This window comes from Modestobacter sp. KNN46-3 (assembly GCF_011039295.1).
On sequence record NZ_JAAKGN010000113.1, the window covers coordinates 1 to 16,117 of the forward strand.

General features: G+C 74.8%; 15 protein-coding genes and 1 tRNA gene. 8 read left to right on the forward strand and 8 right to left on the reverse strand.

The window, feature by feature from the left end:
• Nucleotides 1–528 (forward strand): endonuclease domain-containing protein (locus tag G5C62_RS19275; RefSeq protein ID WP_164702300.1); only part of this gene is annotated, 528 nt, incomplete at its 5' end.
• 61 nt (nucleotides 529–589) lie between these two features.
• On the opposite strand, the gene rsmI is transcribed toward G5C62_RS19275, so the two are convergent.
• Complete coding sequence (rsmI, locus tag G5C62_RS19280; RefSeq protein ID WP_036340995.1) at nucleotides 590–1,429, reverse strand: 16S rRNA (cytidine(1402)-2'-O)-methyltransferase; 840 nt, start codon at nucleotides 1,427–1,429, stop codon at nucleotides 590–592.
• Nucleotides 1,430–1,483: 54 nt separating this feature from the next.
• Here rsmI and G5C62_RS19285 point away from each other — a divergent pair, with 54 nt between their 5' ends.
• On the forward strand, nucleotides 1,484–3,007 hold the full coding sequence (locus G5C62_RS19285; RefSeq protein ID WP_036340992.1) for a dolichyl-phosphate-mannose--protein mannosyltransferase: 1,524 nt from the start codon (nucleotides 1,484–1,486) through the stop codon (nucleotides 3,005–3,007).
• Nucleotides 3,008–3,017: 10 nt separating this feature from the next.
• On the opposite strand, the gene G5C62_RS19290 is transcribed toward G5C62_RS19285, so the two are convergent.
• Nucleotides 3,018–3,947: a glycoside hydrolase family 26 protein gene (locus tag G5C62_RS19290; RefSeq protein WP_052091652.1), complete on the reverse strand. Its 930-nt coding sequence runs from the start codon at nucleotides 3,945–3,947 to the stop codon at nucleotides 3,018–3,020.
• A 320-nt stretch (nucleotides 3,948–4,267) separates the two neighbouring features.
• Here G5C62_RS19290 and G5C62_RS19295 point away from each other — a divergent pair, with 320 nt between their 5' ends.
• Nucleotides 4,268–6,229, forward strand: a complete 1,962-nt coding sequence (locus G5C62_RS19295) for a glycosyltransferase family 2 protein (RefSeq protein ID WP_241176000.1) — start codon at nucleotides 4,268–4,270, stop codon at nucleotides 6,227–6,229.
• A 56-nt stretch (nucleotides 6,230–6,285) separates the two neighbouring features.
• Here G5C62_RS19295 and G5C62_RS19300 read toward each other — a convergent pair.
• The 5 genes from G5C62_RS19300 to G5C62_RS19320 form a co-directional block, all read right to left on the reverse strand.
• A tRNA-Ala gene (locus tag G5C62_RS19300) sits at nucleotides 6,286–6,359 on the reverse strand.
• 65 nt (nucleotides 6,360–6,424) lie between these two features.
• A complete protein-coding gene (locus G5C62_RS19305) occupies nucleotides 6,425–7,123 on the reverse strand; it encodes a hypothetical protein (RefSeq protein WP_164702301.1) in 699 nt (232 codons plus the stop codon).
• Between the two features lie 178 nt (nucleotides 7,124–7,301).
• Complete coding sequence (locus tag G5C62_RS19310) at nucleotides 7,302–7,919, reverse strand: GNAT family protein (RefSeq protein ID WP_346774134.1); 618 nt, start codon at nucleotides 7,917–7,919, stop codon at nucleotides 7,302–7,304.
• A 1-nt stretch (nucleotide 7,920) separates the two neighbouring features.
• Nucleotides 7,921–9,408 (reverse strand): gephyrin-like molybdotransferase Glp, encoded by a 1,488-nt coding sequence (gene glp, locus G5C62_RS19315; RefSeq protein ID WP_206330733.1) that lies wholly within the window; start codon nucleotides 9,406–9,408, stop codon nucleotides 7,921–7,923.
• 107 nt (nucleotides 9,409–9,515) lie between these two features.
• On the reverse strand, nucleotides 9,516–10,460 hold the full coding sequence (locus G5C62_RS19320; protein WP_164702302.1) for a UTP--glucose-1-phosphate uridylyltransferase: 945 nt from the start codon (nucleotides 10,458–10,460) through the stop codon (nucleotides 9,516–9,518).
• Between the two features lie 27 nt (nucleotides 10,461–10,487).
• Between G5C62_RS19320 and G5C62_RS19325 the strand changes: the two genes are divergently transcribed.
• From G5C62_RS19325 to G5C62_RS19345, 5 genes are all read left to right on the forward strand, one after another.
• Entirely contained in the window at nucleotides 10,488–11,063 is a 576-nt protein-coding gene (locus G5C62_RS19325) for a 5-formyltetrahydrofolate cyclo-ligase (protein WP_164702303.1), read from the forward strand.
• Between the two features lie 67 nt (nucleotides 11,064–11,130).
• A complete protein-coding gene (locus G5C62_RS19330; protein ID WP_164702304.1) occupies nucleotides 11,131–12,372 on the forward strand; it encodes a CaiB/BaiF CoA-transferase family protein in 1,242 nt (413 codons plus the stop codon).
• On the forward strand, nucleotides 12,369–13,886 hold the full coding sequence (locus tag G5C62_RS19335; RefSeq protein ID WP_164702305.1) for a carboxyl transferase domain-containing protein: 1,518 nt from the start codon (nucleotides 12,369–12,371) through the stop codon (nucleotides 13,884–13,886). The genes G5C62_RS19330 and G5C62_RS19335 overlap by 4 nt, the downstream gene beginning before the upstream one ends.
• A 175-nt stretch (nucleotides 13,887–14,061) precedes the next feature.
• A complete protein-coding gene (locus G5C62_RS19340) occupies nucleotides 14,062–14,784 on the forward strand; it encodes an ATP-binding cassette domain-containing protein (protein WP_206330734.1) in 723 nt (240 codons plus the stop codon).
• A gap of 115 nt (nucleotides 14,785–14,899) precedes the next feature.
• Nucleotides 14,900–15,484 carry a hypothetical protein gene (locus G5C62_RS19345; RefSeq protein WP_164702307.1) on the forward strand — a complete coding sequence of 195 codons (585 nt, stop codon included), beginning with the start codon at nucleotides 14,900–14,902 and terminating at the stop codon, nucleotides 15,482–15,484.
• 39 nt (nucleotides 15,485–15,523) lie between these two features.
• On the opposite strand, the gene G5C62_RS19350 is transcribed toward G5C62_RS19345, so the two are convergent.
• The coding region (locus G5C62_RS19350) for an LLM class flavin-dependent oxidoreductase (protein WP_346774133.1) at nucleotides 15,524–16,117 on the reverse strand (594 nt) is incomplete at its 5' end.

Genomic DNA, 16,117 nt, shown 5'->3' on the forward strand with positions numbered 1-16,117 from the left:
GTTGTCCGGCACCGGGGCGTGCACCTGACGACACCCGAGGCGACCGCGGTGCGGCTGGCCTCGGCGTTGCCCCTGGTCGAGGCCGTGGCCGCCGTCGATCAGCTGGTGGTGCTCGCCGGCGCCGACCTCGAGGAGGTGCGCTGGCTGGCCGGCACCGCCCTCGGACCGGGCAGTCGGCGCGCCCGCCGTGCCGTGGCACTGGCCGACGGACTCGCCGAGTCCCCGCAGGAGTCCCGGTTGCGCCTGCTGATCGGTGACAGCGGTCTCCCGGCACCGGTCGCCCAGTTCCGCGTGCTGGACGGCGGCCGCGTCGTCGCCCGGGTGGACTTCGGCTGGCCAGAGCAGCAGGTGGCGCTGGAGTACGACGGGCCCTGGCACGCGGAGCCCGGCCAGTTCGCCCGCGACCGGCAACGGCTCAACCGGCTGACGGCGGCCGGCTGGCGCGTGCTCTTCGTGACGGCGGCCGACCTTCACCAGCCGGAACGACTGGTCGCACGGATCGCCGCCGCGCTCGGCGTTGTGCGCTGACTGCCGGTCGGTGGACCCACGACCGACATCCGGTGCACAACCGCGACCAACGGTGTGAAGGTCAGGGGCGTTTGGCGGACAGGACTGCGTTGTAGACGTCTCGTCTCGGCAGGCCGGTGCGGGTCATCACGGTGCGGATCGCCTCCTTGCGGTCGGCGCCGGCGGCCTCCTCCGCAGCGACCTCGGCGGCCAGTTCCGCCGGCGTCAGGGTGGCCGGGCCGGCGACCGCGCCGGCGACCACCAGGGTGATCTCGCCGCGCACGCCCTCGGCGGCCCACTCGGCCAGCGAGGCCAGCGACCCGCGGCGGACCTCCTCGTGGGTCTTGGTCAGCTCCCGGCAGACCGCGGCGGGCCGGTCGGCGCCGAGCGCCCCGGCCGCGTCGGTGAGGGCGTCGGCCAGCCGGTGCGGCGACTCGTAGAACACCATCGTGCGCGGCTCGGCGGCCAGCGCCGCCAGCGCCGACCGCCGCTCCCCGCCCTTGCGCGGAAGGAAGCCCTCGAAGGTGAAGCGGTCGCAGGGCAGCCCGGAGACGGCCAGCGCCGTGACGACGGCCGACGGTCCGGGCACCGACGTCACCTCGATGCCCGCCTCGATCGCCGCCCGCACCAGCGTGTACCCGGGGTCGGAGACCGACGGCATGCCCGCGTCGGTGATCAGCAGCACGGTGCGGCCCTCGGTCATCGCCGCCACCAGCCCGGGCAGCCGCGACCGTTCCACGGTCTCGTGGAAGGTGACCACCTTGCCGGTGAGGGTCACCTCGAGGTCCTTGGCCAGCCGGTGCAGCCGCCGGGTGTCCTCGACCGCCAGGACGTCGGCGTCGGCCATCGCCTGCCGCAGCCGCGGGCCGACGTCGCCGGGCTGTCCCAGCGGTGCCCCGCCCAGCACGAGTCGTCCGGTCATGCGGCCGAGCCTGTCACGCCGGCTCGCCCAGCTCGGCCACATACCCTGGCCGGCATGGCGGTGCTGGTCCCGGAACGCACGGAGTCAGCTCCCGGGGCACCCGCTTCCCGCCGTTTCCCGCCGCTCCCCCGGCCCCGCCGGCAGGGCACCCCGCCGCTGCCGACCGACCGGGTGCTGGCCGCGGTGCTCACCGCCGTGCTCGGGCTGGTGACCCTGGTGGCCCGGCTCTGGGACATCGGCTACCCGACCGAGCTCGTGTTCGACGAGGCGTACTACCCGCCCGAGGGCGCCGAGATGCTGGAGCTCGGCTACGAGTACAACCGCGGCTACACGTTCATCGTCCACCCGCCGCTGGGCAAGTGGCTGATCGCGGCGGGCGAGCAACTGTTCGGGTACGGGCCGCTGGGCTGGCGGGTGCCCAGCGCGGTGGCCGGGACGGTGGCGGTCGTCGTCCTCACCCGGCTCGCGCGCCGGCTGACCGGCTCGACGCTGCTGGGCCTGCTCGCCGGCCTGCTCCTGGCCGTCGACGGCTTCTCCTTCACCCTCGGCCGGATCGGGCTGCTGGACGTCTTCCTGCAGGTCTTCGTCGTGAGCGCGGTCGCCTGCCTGGTGGTCGACCGGGACCAGGTGCGGCAACGGGTCCGGGACGGCGCCGACCGGGTGACCGCGGCCGGGTTCCGGCTCGGCCCGCGGGGCTGGCGGATCGCCGCCGGGGTGCTGTTCGGCTGCGCCTGTGCGGTGAAGTGGAGCGGGGTCTGGTTCCTGGCGTTCTTCGCGGTGCTCTCGCTGTTCTGGGACCGGGCCGCCTGGCGCGAGGCGGGGGTCCCCCGGCCCACCCGGACGGCGCTGCGCCGAGGTCTGCCCGGGGCGACCTGGGCGCTCGCCGTCGTCCCGGTGCTGACCTACCTGGCCTCCTTCGCCGGCTGGTTCCGCGGGGAGAACGCACAGGGCCGGCACTGGGCCGCGGAGAACCCGGACACCTCGTTCGGCTTCGTGCCGGACGCGCTGCGCTCGCTGTGGCACATGCACGGCGAGTGGCTGGGCTTCCACAGCGGGCTGTCGAGCCCGCACCCGTGGGAGTCCAGCCCGTGGTCCTGGCTGGTCGACGGTCGGCCGATCTTGCTGTGGAACCCGCAGGGGCTCACCGACGCCGCGGGTGACCAGGTCGTCCGGTACATGCTCATGCTGGGCACGCCGACGCTGTGGTGGCTCTTCACCCCGGCGCTGCTGTGGCTCGGGTGGCGGATCGTCGCCCGCCACGACCCGGCGGCCGTGGTCGCCGCGACCGGCATCGCCGCGGGCTGGGGCACCTGGTTCATCAACCTGGACCGGACGATGTTCATCTTCTACATGGCCCCGGCCCTGCCGTTCTTCGTGCTGGCCGTCGTGCTCGTGCTGCAGGACGTGCTGGGCCCACCAGCCGCCTCCGCGCTGCGCCGCCAGGTGGGGCTGGCCGTCGTCTGCCTGTACGTCGCGGTGGTCGTGGTGACGTTCGCCTTCTTCCACCCGGTACTCACCGGCCAGCCGCTGTCGCACGCGGAGTGGCTGCAGCGGATGTGGCTCCCTTCCTGGTTCTGACCGCTGGACGTCAGCCGGTCGGGTCGGCGGCCGACATCCGCGACCGCGCCCCGGCTCCCCAGGCGGCTGCGGCGTCCGGCTCGGTCTCGATCCGCCAGTCGACGTCGGCACGGGTGTCGACGTGGTCGAACCAGACCAGGCCGGTGACGTCCGGCCGCTGCTGGACGGCGGCCATCATCTCGGTGATCCAGGCCGCCTTGCTGCCGCCGGAGCCGGAGCTGCCGACCTCGGCGACCCACACGGGCCGGCCGGTGAGCGCGCGCACCTCGGCGATGCTCTCGTCGAACAGCGAACCGAAGTCGGTCCACTCGGTGCGGTGCCCGTCGTGCGTCCGGGCGCCCCAGTTGTAGTTGCTGAGCCCCACCGCGTCGACGGCGTCGTCCCCGGGGAAGAGCGGGCCCAGCGGAGCGCCACCGGTGTAGACGGCGTTGGGCGCCCAGAGCCACTCCACGTTGTCCACGCCGAGGGCGGCGAAACGGCCCTGGACGTGCCGCCAGGCCCGGACGTAGTCGCCGTCCCGGTTGCCGTTGACCCCGCTACCCCACGGGTACCAGTTGCCGTTCATCTCGTGCATGAGCCGGATCGTCAGCGCCCGCCCGTGTTCCCGCACGGAGGCTGCGTAGCGGTCGATGTAGTCGTCGTGGTCGCCCGCCGCGATCGCGGCGAGGCTGTAGCGGGGCTGGGCGGTGCGGGGGCCGGTGGGGTCCCAGGGCTCCCAGGTCACCGACAGCCGAGCGCCCCGGGAGGCCACGGCGTCGGCCAGGTGCGGGTCCAACGGGCGGTCCGCCGACCAGTGCTCGAAGACGTCGAACAGCTCCGGATGTGTGCCGGTGGCCGCGATGAAGGCGTCCAGCTCCTGGATCGACGCGGCCGAGATGCCGAGCGTGGGGGTCCGTGACGCCTCCGGGACGCCGGCCGGTGGGGTCGGACCCGGGGACACCGAAGACGGCGACGACGTCGGCCCGGGGAGTGCCGTGGCGGGCTGGGCGGGTCGCGCGGCGGGGGCCATGACCACTAGGTACGCCACCAGCGCCGCGACGGCAACGGCCGTGCCGACCACCAGGACGTGCCGGCCTGCCCGGACGGGGAGGACCCGGGGGGCTGGGGAGACGTCCACACACCCACGATGGAGGTCAGGGGCCCGTGCGGTCAGCGACGCTCCCTCGTCGGGGGGACGTCACCGACCTGCTCGCGGGCAGGCGCACCCCGGAAGGGTGGCCACCCATCGCCACGGGTCGTGCCGGGACAGACGCTGCCCAGGTGACCGAGGTGAACGGGACTGCTCCCGCCGTCCGACCCGAGCGCCGGGAGACCGGGCGCCTGTACGGCCGTACCGCGACCGAGGTGACGGGCCCGCTGCAGCCGCGGACGGACCGCGTGCGGTACCGGGACGTCCTGACCCCTGCCCAGCGACGAGGGGTGCTGGCACTCGGCTGGGGACACGTGGTCCTGTCCGTGGGGATGGCCGGGTACCTGCTGCTGCCGGCGAACCTCCCGGTGCTGCGCGCGGATCCGGTCGTCAACACCCTGGCCGTCGCCGGGCTGCTGACGATGATCCTGCTGCAGCTGATCGCCGGGCTGCGCACCTGGACGGTCATGTACCACGCCGGCCGGGCGAAGGACCCCGTGGCCATGCGACCGGAGCCCGGCCTGCGGGTGGCCGTGCTGACCACGATCGTGCCCGGCAAGGAGCCGCTGGAACTGGTGATGGCGACCCTGCGGGCGATGACCCGGATCCGGCACGACGGACAGCTGGACGTCTGGCTGCTGGACGAGGGCGACGACCCGGAGGTGCGGCGGCGCTGCGCGGAGCTGGGCGTCCGGCACTTCAGCCGCAAGGGCGTGCCGGAGTGGAACCAGGCCAGCGGGCCCTTCCGGGCCCGCACCAAGCACGGCAACCACAACAGCTGGCGAGCCGGCAACGAGCAGGACTACGACGTCGTGGCCCAGATGGACCCCGACCACATCCCGTTCCCGAACTTCCTCGAGCGCACCCTCGGCTACTTCGCCGACCCCGACGTCGCCTTCGTGGTGGCGCCCCAGGTGTACGGCAACCTGACCGAGTCCTTCGTGGCCCGCGGCTCGGCCGAGCTCGCCTACCTCTTCCACGGGATCATCCAGCGTGGCGGCAACGGGCACGACGCGCCTCTGCTGATCGGCACCAACCACCTGTACCGGCCGGCCGCGTTCGCCCAGATCGGCGGCTACCAGGACTGCATCATCGAGGACCACCTGACCTCGATGGTGGTCTACACCGCGGTCAACGAGGCGACGGGCCGGGACTGGAAGGGCGTCTACACGCCGGACGTGATCGCCGTGGGCGAGGGCCCGGCCACCTGGTCGGACTTCTTCAGCCAGCAGAAGCGCTGGGCGTACGGCATCTGGCAGATCGCCCGGCAGCACTCCGGGCGACTCTTCCCGCAGATGCGCACCCGGCAGCAGCGGCTGTCCTTCTTCGCCCTGCAGACGCACTACCCGACGACGGCCATCGCCTGGGTCGGCGGGATCTCGCTCTCGGTTCTGTACCTGGTCGGCGGGGTGGCCGTGACCGACCTGCCGCTGGGCCAGTGGGGTGCGCTGTTCGCCGCCAACCTGATCGCCGGGCTGGTCTTCGCGACCTGCCTGCGCCGGTTCAACCTGGTGGAGCACGAGCGGCGCTCGTGGGGCGTCACCGGCATGCTGCTGGACCTCTTCACCGCCCCGGTGTACGTGGCGGCTGCTGCCGCCCAACTCGCCGGTCGCCCACTGGCCTACGTGGTCACCGCGAAGGGCAGCGCCGCGACCGGGGACACCTGGCGCACCTTCCGCCCGCACCTGTTGTGGCTGGGGATCGCCGTGTCCGCGATGCTCACCGGCCAGCTGCTGGAGCACGAGTACCCGGCGCTGTACGTGTGGGCCGGGCTGACCGCGGTGGTGTGCTTCACCCCGGTGCTGTTGGTGTCGGTCAACCGGGTGGCGGAGGCCCTGCCCGTGCAGCTCGCCCGGCTGCGGCCGGTCCTGGGCAACCGGCGGCTGGGCGATGCGCTGGTCGCCCAGGGCGCCCTGACCCCGGCGCAGCTGCGTGAGCTGCTGGACCTGCAGGCCACCCGCGAGGCCGGTTGGCTGCGGCTCGGGGACCTGGCGGTCGCCGAGGGGTACATCAGCACCTCGCAGCGGGCGAGCGCCGCCGCGCAGCTGCGGCCCACCCGGGGTGCACCGGCGACCGCGATGGCCCAGTCCTGATCCGGGCGCCCGGAAACACGTCAGGCCGGGCCCTGGTGGGCCCGGCCTGACCGGGGTGGAGCTGAGGGGAATTGAACCCCTGACCCCCTCGATGCGAACGAGGTGCGCTACCGGACTGCGCCACAGCCCCTCGGACGGAGAGCTTACCGTCCGGTTCCTCCGGCGCTGCACGGGGGCAGCGCCGGAGGTCCTCCCTCAGCCGTTGACGACGCGCTTCGGGGCGTAGACGTCGATGTCGGCGAAGCCGATGTCCTCGTCGTCCAGCCCGACCACGGCGCTCTGCTGCCAGCCGGCCGGGGCCGGGGTGCGAGCCGCGACCACCCGTCCGGGGCGCAGCGGGTGCACGGGAGCCAGCGGCAGGCTGGGGTGCACCTGACCGGCCTCGGCCGCCACCGTGGCCGGTGCGGGCGTCGGCTCCGGGCGGGCAGCCGCCGGACGCTGCTGCACGGGGCGGGCGCGCGGCGGTCGCTGGGCGGCCCGGGCCGCACGGCGGGCGGCGGTCCGCCGCTCCCGCTTGGCCGCGGCCGCGGTCACCATCAGGTAGCCGACGACGGCGAGGTCCAGCAGCACCTGCGGTGCCCACAGCCACGACCGGTAGGCCAGCGCACCGATCAGCGCCAGCACGGCGAGGCCGACGAGCCCGGCCAGCGTGCGACGACGCCGGGCGTGCACGTCGACCTGGAGCTCACCGCTGCTGCGCAGCTGTGCCCGGTCGATGCTCACCCGCTCGGTCTCGGCGTGGACCACCGGGTCCACGGGCCGCCGTCGTTGCAGGGTCCGTCCTGAGTTGGCTGCACCGTTCACCGTGTGCGTGTCGCCCCGGGTGACCACCATCGGCACCAGGACCACGAACCACAGCACGACGAGAGCGGCCAGCAGTACGCCCGATCCCATCTCGAACACCCCGATCCATCCCTGGCCCAGCGGAACGACCCCATCCCTGGGGCCACACGAGTCACATCCGTCACTCGGGAGTCAAGGTAAGGCCGCGGACTGCCGATACCCGGGACGTCTCCCGGTGTGTCGGCGCGTCGCCGGCGCAACCGGCGTGTCGGCGTTCCCGCCCGGCCGCTCAGCGAGGTGCGCGGGCGCGCCACCGGGCCAGTACACCCCGGGGGTTCTCCCCGGCCAGCAGGGCGTAGCCGAGGTGGTCCCGCCAGGCCCCGTCGATGTCCAGGTAGTCGCGGAACAGCCCCTCCTGCCGGAAGCCCAGCCGCTCGACCAGTCGCCGGCTCGGCCCGTTCTCCGGCCGGATGTCGGCCTGCAGCCGGTGCAGCCCCACCGGCCCGAAGGCGTGGTCACAGACCAGCGCCACCGCCAGCGAGGCCACGCCCCGCCCGGCCACGGCCTGGTCGACCCAGTAGCCCAGGCTCCCGGAGCGCAGCGCCCCCCGGACGACGTTGTCGACGGTCACCTGACCGGCCAGCCGCCCCTCGTACCGCACGGCGAAGGGCAGCGACGTCCCGACCCGGGCACGCCGGGACGCCGCCCGGCGCATCGCCCGGTAGGCCGCCGGGGTGTGCCGCTGGGACCAGGTCAACCCGGTGGAGGGCTCCCAGGGCAGCAACCACGCCTCGTTCGCGGTGCGCAGCCGGGCCCACTCGCGGGCGTCGTCGCGGCGCAGCGGGTGCAGCTCGACCGGCCCCCAGGCCAGCCGTGCCGGCCAGCCCGGGTGCAGGGTCGGGTCCAGATCAGCCCCCGAGCAGCATCGGCATGACGGTCACGAGTCCCCCGGCGGACACCTCGGTGACGTCCTCGTCCACCACGATCAGGCAGTTGGCGCGGGCCATCCGGGCGAGCATGGCCTGGTCGCCGTCCCCGATCGGCTCGACGACGTAACCGCCGTCGGGGTGGCGCATGACCTGGCCGTGCAGGTACTGCCGGTACCCCAGCGGCGAGAGCAGCTGCTGGGCGGAGACGGCCTGCACGGTGCGCCGGAACAGCTGGCGCTTGCCGAGCATCAACCGGATCGCCGGGCGGACGAAGACCTCGAAGGCGACCAGGGCGGCGACCGGCTCACCGGGCACGCAGATCACCGGGACCGCGTCGGGCCCGAGCTTGCCGAAGGCGTGCACCGGGCCGGGGTGCATGGCCACCTGGGTGAAGGTGACCCCACCGAGTTCGTCCAGCGCCTCCTGGAGCAGGTCGTGACCGCCGTTGGCGAAGGTGCCGGCGACCAGGACGATGTCGCTGCGGAGCATCTGACCCTCCAGCAGCTCGACCATCCGCCGCCGGTCGTTGGGCATGATCCCCGCCCGGTAGGCCGCGGCGCCGGCGTCCCGCGCCGCGGCGGCCAGCGCATAGCTGTTCACGTCGACCTGCTGGCCGGGGCCGGCGACCGCGCCGACGTCGACGAGCTCGTCCCCGGCACACAGCACGGTGATCCGCGGGCGCGGCCGCACCGCGACCCGCTCGCGCCCGACGGCGGCCAGCAGGCTGATCTGGGCCGGCCCGATGGGGGTGCCGATCTCCACCGCGGTGTCACCGGTGGCGACGTCGTCCCCGACCCGGCGGACGTAGCTGCCCGGCGCGAGCGCGGCGAAGACCTGGACCCGGGCGGCGCCCTGGTCGGTCCAGGCGGCCGGGACGACGACGTCGGCACCGGCCGGCAGCATCGCGCCGACGGCGACCTTCTGTGCGAGGCCGGCGCTGATCGAGGTCGGCTCCCCGTCGCCGGCGGTGGTCTCACCGACCACAGCGAGGTCGACGGGCTGCTCGACGGTCGCGGTGGCGATGTCGGCCGCGCGGACGGCGTACCCGTCGAGCCCGGCCTGGTCGAAGGCGGGCAGCGAGCGCTGGCTGGTGACCAGCTCGGCGCAGAGCAGCCCCTGGGCGTCGAGCACCGCGAGCTCGATCGGGTCGGGCTGGGGGACGGCGCCGAGGATCTCGTCCAGGTGGTGCTCGACGGGGCGCAGCCGGACCCCGGACACGTCGACCGAGCCGGTGTCGGCCATCGGGTCCGGTGACCGGTCGCCGGTGGCGATCGCCGGCGAGGGCACCCGGTCGGAGGAGAACACCGACCGGTCGACCTGCACGGTGTCGTGGGTGACCACCGGCGCCGGGCCGGAGACCGACCGGTTGTCCCGTGGCGACGGGACCAGCCCGCCGCTCGTCAGGTCCAGCTGGGTCGTGTCCCGGCCTCCGCCGGAGATCCACCCGCGTGTGCTGTCGTCGCTCATCCCCACCACCGTCGTCCCTCCGTCATCGGGCCAGCCCCGCGCCCGGATCGACCGGTCACGGCGCCGATGACGGACCTGGGCCCGATGGTGCCCTCTGGAGGGGCCGCTCAGGCGGGCGACGCGCCCTCGGCGGGGAGGTCCGCGACGAAGTTCCGCAGCCACGGGCCGAAGGACGGACCCAGGTCGTCGCGCTCGACCGCCAGCTGGACGACCGCCTTGAGGTAGTCGAGCTTGTCGCCGGTGTCGTACCGACGGCCGGAGAAGACCACGCCGTGCACGGGCATGCCGTCCTCGACCAGCTTGAGCAGCGCGTCGGTCAGCTGGATCTCCCCGCCGCGGCCGGGCGGGGTGTCCCGGATCGCCGGGAAGACCTCCGGGGGCAGCACGTAGCGGCCGATGATCGCCAGCGTGCTGGGCGCCTCGTCGGCCGGGGGCTTCTCCACCATGCCGGTGACCCGGAAGACCTGGTCGCCGGCGGCGTCCCCGGAGACGTGGGCGTCCTCGACGGCGACGGCGCCGTACTTGGAGATGTTGTCGGCCCCCACGTCCAGCAGCGCGATGACCGCGCCGCCGTGCTCGGCCTGCACGGCGAGCATCTGCTCGAGCAGGTGGTCGCGGGCGTCGATGATGTCGTCGCCGAGCAGCACCGCGAACGGCTCGTCGCCGACGAAGGGGGCGGCCTGCAGGACGGCGTGGCCCAGGCCCTTCGCCTCGCCCTGGCGCACGAAGAAGACCTGCGCGACGTCGGTGGACTCGTGCACCGCGTCGAGCCGGCTCTGGTCGCCCTTGGCCTCCAGGGCGGTCTCCAGCTCCGGCGTCCGGTCGAAGTAGTCCTCGATGCTGCCCTTGTTGCGCCCGGTCACCATGAGCACCTCGCCGACGCCGGCCCGGGCGGCCTCCTCGACGATGTACTGCAGGGCCGGCCGGTCGACCACCGGCAGCAGCTCCTTGGGGACGGCCTTGGTGGCCGGGAGGAAGCGGGTTCCCATCCCGGCGACCGGGATGACGGACTTCGTGGCCGGGCGCGGGCTCGGGGCGGACTCACTCGACATGCCGGGCAGCGTAGCTAGCCTGCCGCCATGGCGGACTCCCCCGAGGTGGTGAGCGCGAAGGCCGCGCTGCGGGAGTCCCTGCTGGCCGGACGGGCAGCCCGGTCGCCGGCAGCCCGTACCGCGGCGGCCGAGGCGCTCGCCGAGGCGCTCGCCGAGCGGCTCGGCGGGAGCTCCGTGGTCGCCGCGTACGTGCCCGCCGCCGAGGAGCCCGGCGCCGGCCGGCTGCCCGACGCACTGCCCGGCCGGCTGCTGCTCCCGGTGGTGCCGGCGCGCGGGCAGGAGCTCACCTGGGCCGAGCACGACGGCCGGCTGGCTCCCGGCCGCTTCGGGCTGCTCGAGCCGACCGGCCCCCGCCTGCCGCCCGGTGCGCTGGCCGCGGCCGACGTGGTCGTCGTCCCGGCGCTGGCCGTGGCCGCCGACGGCATGCGGCTGGGTCGCGGCGGCGGCTTCTACGACCGTGCGCTGGCGCACGCCCGCCCCGGCGCGACGGTGGTGGCGCTGGTGTTCGACGAGGAGCTGGTGGCCGAGCTGCCGGCCGGTCCGCACGACCGCCGGGTGACCGCCGTCGTCACCCCGTCTGCCGGCTGGTGGCAGCTCGACTGACGCGCGCGGCGGACCGGTGAGAGGGTGACCGACGTCTCCGTCGTCTCGTTGGAAGGACCCCACCCTCGTGAGTGGCCCCCTGGACGGCGTCCTCGTCGTCGACCTGACCCGCGCCCTGGCCGGACCGCACGCCGGGATGATGCTCGGCGACCTCGGCGCCCGGGTGATCAAGGTGGAGAGCCCGGGCAGCGGTGACGACAGCCGCGGCTGGGGCCCGCCGTTCGTCCAGCCCGAGGGCGCCGGCCGGGAGTCGACGTACTTCTTCTCCGCCAACCGCAACAAGGAGTCGATCACCCTCGACCTCAAGGACAACGCGGACAAGGAGGTCCTGACCGAGCTGGTGCGCCGCGCCGACGTGCTGCTGGAGAACTTCCGGCCCGGCACGCTGGCCCGCCTCGGCTTCGGCACCGACGTGCTCGCCGAGCTCAACCCCCGGCTGGTGCAGCTGTCGATCAGCGGCTTCGGCCACGACGGCCCTGAGGGCCAGCGCGCCGGCTACGACCAGATCGCCCAGGGCGAGGCCGGGCTGATGTCGCTCACCGGCTCCGGCCCGGAGGACCCGCAGAAGGTCGGCGTCCCGATCGGTGACCTGCTGGCCGGCATGTACGGCGCCTACGGGGTGCTGGCGGCCCTGTTCGAGCGCGAGCACACCGGCCGCGGTCAGGTGGTGCGCACCTCGTTGCTGGCCGCCGTCGTCGGCGTGCACGCCTTCCAGGGGACGGCGTACACCGTCGCCGGCCAGGTCAACCGCGGGCAGGGCAACCACCACCCCTCGATCGCCCCCTACGGCCTGTTCCGCTGCGCGGGCGGGAGCGTGCAGCTCTCCTGCGGCAGCGAGGGCCTGTGGCGCCGGCTGTGCACCGAGTTCGGCTTCGACCCCGACGCCGAGGGCCTGGCCACCAACGGCGAGCGGGTGGGCAACCGCGACCGGGTGATCGAGCTGCTGGAGACCGCCTTCGCCGAGATCCCGGCCGAGGAGCTGCTGGCCCGGTTGGCCGCGGCCGGCGTGCCGGCCGGCAAGGTGCGCACCCTGGACGAGGTCTACGCGTGGGAGCAGACCCTCTCCCAGGGGCTGGCGATCTCCGTCGACCACCCGACCGCCGGGCCGCTCACCCTGCCCGGCCCGCCGCTGCGCTTCTTCGCCCCCGGCACCGACGGCGAGACCGAGACGACCCGTCGCGACCACACCCCGCCGCCGGTGCTGGGCGCCGACGGGGAGGCGATCCGGAGGTGGCTGTCCGGGCCGACCGAGGGCGTGCCGCAGCCCGACGGCGAGGGCGCCGACGTCGAGGACGGGCACGCCACGTGAGCTCCCGGCTGGACGCCCGGGCGCTGCGGGACATCGTGCTCGACCCGGGGTCCTGGCGGTCCTGGGACTCCAGCGTGCCCCCGCGCGAGGTCGAGGACGCCTACGCCGCAGAGCTGGCCCGCGCGGCCGAGAAGAGCGGCCAGGACGAGGCGGTCGTCACCGGCGAGGGCACGCTGCGCGGCCGGCGGGTCGCCGTCGTGGCCGGGGAGTTCGGCTTCCTCGCCGGGTCGATCGGCATCGCCACCGCGGAGCGGCTGATGGCGGCGGTGGAGCGGGCCACCGACGAGGGGCTGCCGCTGCTGGCCGCGCCGGTCTCCGGGGGGACCCGGATGCAGGAGGGCACCGTCGCCTTCCTGCAGATGATCGGGATCACCGCGGCGATCGCCCGGCACAAGGAGGCCGGGCTGCCCTACCTGGTGTACCTGCGCGGCCCGACGTTCGGCGGGGTGCTGGCCTCCTGGGGCTCGCTGGGGCACGTGACGATCGCCGAGCCGGGCGCCTCGATCGGCTTCCTCGGCCCCCGGGTGTACGAGGCGCTGTACGGGGAGCCCTTCCCGCCGGGGGTGCAGACGGCGGAGAACATGGCCTCGCGCGGGCTCATCGACGGCGTCGTCCCGGTCGACGAGCTGGCCGACGTCGCCGACCGGGCACTGCGGGTGCTGGCCGCCCGGGAGACCTGGCACCGTGCCGCCTCGGTCGAGGGCCCGGTCGAGGGTGACGGCACGCAGGCCGACGACCCGGAGGACGGCCGCAGCGCCTGGGACGTGGTCACCGCGTCCCGGCGGACGTCGCGCCCGGGGGCCCGCCAGCTGCTGCGGACGGCGGCGACCGACGTCGTCACCCTCAACGGCACCGGCGCCGGCGAGTCCGACCCGGGGCTGCTGCTGGCGCTGGCCCGCTTCGGCGGTGCGCCCTGCGTCGTGCTGGGCCAGGACCGGCGTGGGCAGTCGCTGTCGGCGCCGCTGGGCCCGGGTGCGCTGCGCGAGGCCCGGCGCGGCATGCGGCTGGCCGCGGAGCTGCGGTTGCCGCTGCTCACGCTGATCGACACCCCGGGCGCGGCCCTGTCGGTCGACGCCGAGGAGGGCGGGCTGGCCGGGGAGATCGCCCGCTGCCTGCAGGACATGGTGGTGCTGAAGGCGCCGACCCTCGCCGTGCTGCTCGGCCAGGGCACCGGCGGCGGCGCGCTGGCCCTCGTGCCGGCCGATCGGGTGCTGGCCGCGGCCAACGGCTGGCTGGGCCCGCTGCCCCCGGAGGGCGCGTCGGCGATCGTGCACCGCACCGTCGACCGGGCCGACGAGCTCGCCGCCTCGCAGGGCGTGCGGGCCACCGACCTGTGGCGGGCCGGGATCGTCGACCGGGTGGTGCCGGAGCGGCCCGACGCCGCGGACGAGCCGGTGGAGTTCTGCCAGCGACTGGGCCGGGTGCTGGCCGAGGAGCTGGCCGGGCTGCTCGGCCGGGACGACGTCGAGCGGATGCGCTCCCGCACCCGGCGCTGGCGGCACCTGGGCCACTGACGCCGTGCCCCGTCCGCGGCGTCCCCCGTCCGCAGCGGTGATCAGGTCACCTGATCACCGGCTGTCCCCCCGCACCAGCGTTGGCGCGGGGGGACAGCTGTTGGTGCAGGGGGACTGCCCGAGGAGCCGGGGGACGTCGTCCTGACCATCGTACCCGCCCGCCAGGATGATCGGCGTGGACAGCCGACCGATCCGCCGCTTCCGACCCGATCCCGGCCGGCCCGCCCCGACCGGCGAGGAGCGTGCGCGGTGGCCGCTGACCGTGCCGGCGGTCGCCCAGCTGCTCGACACCGGCTTGGAGCTGCCGCACGGCGCGCTGGTGCTGGTCGGTGAGAACGGGTCGGGCAAGTCGACGGCGATGGAGCTGCTCGCCGTCACCCTGGGCCTCAACCCGGAAGGCGGCACCGTGAACACGCGGTTCAGCACCCGGCCCAGCGAGCCGGAGTCGCTCGGGCTGGTCGTCGAACGCAGCCCCGGCGCGTCCCGGTGGGGCTGTTTCCTCCGTGACGAGACGCTGCACGGTCTGTACAGCCACCTGGAGGAGCTGCGCGGCCCGGACCCGAACTACCACGAGCTCTCCCACGGGGAGGCGTTCCTCGAGGTCCTCACCCGGCGGGCCGGCCGCAGGGGCGGCACCTACCTGCTCGACGAACCCGACGCGGCGCTCTCCTTCGGCGGCAGCCTGGCGCTGGTCACCGTGCTGCTGGACCTGGTGGCGTCCGGCGCGCAGGTCGTCGTCGCCACCCACTCCCCCGTCGTCGCGGCACTGCCGGGAGCCCAGCTGGTGGAGGTCGGCGACTGGGGGATGCGGCCCGCGCAGTGGGACGAGCTGGAGCTCACCGTCGACTGGCGTCAGTTCCTCACCGACCCGGCTGCCTACCTCCGCCACCTGCGGTGAACTCGGTCGCCGACGACGGGGTTGCCGACCTCCGCAGCGGGCACGGCTGTCCAGGAGCCGGTCAGACCTTCCGGCTCCCCGCCTCGGCCACTGGCCGGGCACACGAGGAGACCCCATGTCGAACGACCAGCACACCGTCCTCCGCTCCATGCACGACATCGGCCTGGCCGCCTGGTTCGGCGGCAACCTGATGGGCGCCGTCGGCCTGAACAAGGCCGCGGCCGCCGCCCGCGACAGCACCGAGCGGACGCGGCTGTCCTCCATCGGCTGGGCGGCCTGGGCGCCGGTGCAGGGTGCCGCGATCGCCGCGCACCTGATCGGCTCGGTGGGCATGCTGCGCGCCGACCGTGGCCGGGTGGCCACCGGCCCGGGAGCGATGGCGAGCACCGTGGTCAAAAGCGCGCTGACCGTCGCCGCGATCGGGACGTCGATCGCCAGCGGCGCCCTGGGCGCCAAGATCGGGGCCAAGTCACCGGTACCGAGCGAGACCGCGACCGACCCGGCGCCCAACACACCGTCGGACGTCGCCGCCGCGCAGAAGGGGCAGAAGCCGCTGCAGTGGGTCAACCCCGCGCTGACCGGCGTGCTCATCGTGCTGGCCGCTCAGCAGGGCGAGCAGCAGCGGACGAGCTCCACCGTGCGCGGAGCCCTGGGCGCAGGCCTGACCAGCGTGAAGGCCGCGGTGTTCCGCGCCGCCTGAGCCGGCCCGGCCTGAGGCGGCGGCGTCCCAGCCGGTGCCTCAGGCCGCGGTGGCCTGCCCGGCCGGGGTGAGCCCCCAGGCCGCGGCCAGCAGCTCCAGGCTGCGGACCCGCTCGGCCACGCCGTGGGTCGAGGCGGTGACCATCAGCTCGTCGACGCCGGTGTCGGCGGCCAGCTGCCGCAGCTCGGCGACCGCCCGCTCCGGGCCGCCGACGATCGCGTTGCTCGGCATCCCCTCGGCGGCGGCCCGCTCCGGGTCGGTGGCCGCCTCCGCGAGGCTGGGCACCGGGCGCAGCCGGTTGGTGCGGATGGACAGCCGCATCAGCTGACCGGGCAGCGCCAGCCGGCGGGCCTCCTCGTCGGAGTCGGCGACCAGTGTGCTCGCGGTGACGACGGCGTACGGCCGGGGCAGTGCATCCGAGGGCCGGAAGGACTCCCGGTAGAGCTCCAGCGCGGCGACGGCGTGCGGGCTGCCGAAGTGGTGGGCGAAGGTGAACGGCAGCCCGAGCTGCCCGGCCAGCTGCGCGGAGTAGCTGCTGGAGCCCAGCAGGACCACCCGGGGCGCCGAGACGGCGGCCGGCGTGGCGGTGAACCGCTCGGCCAGCCCGCCCTCGACCCGCTGGTCACCGAAGAG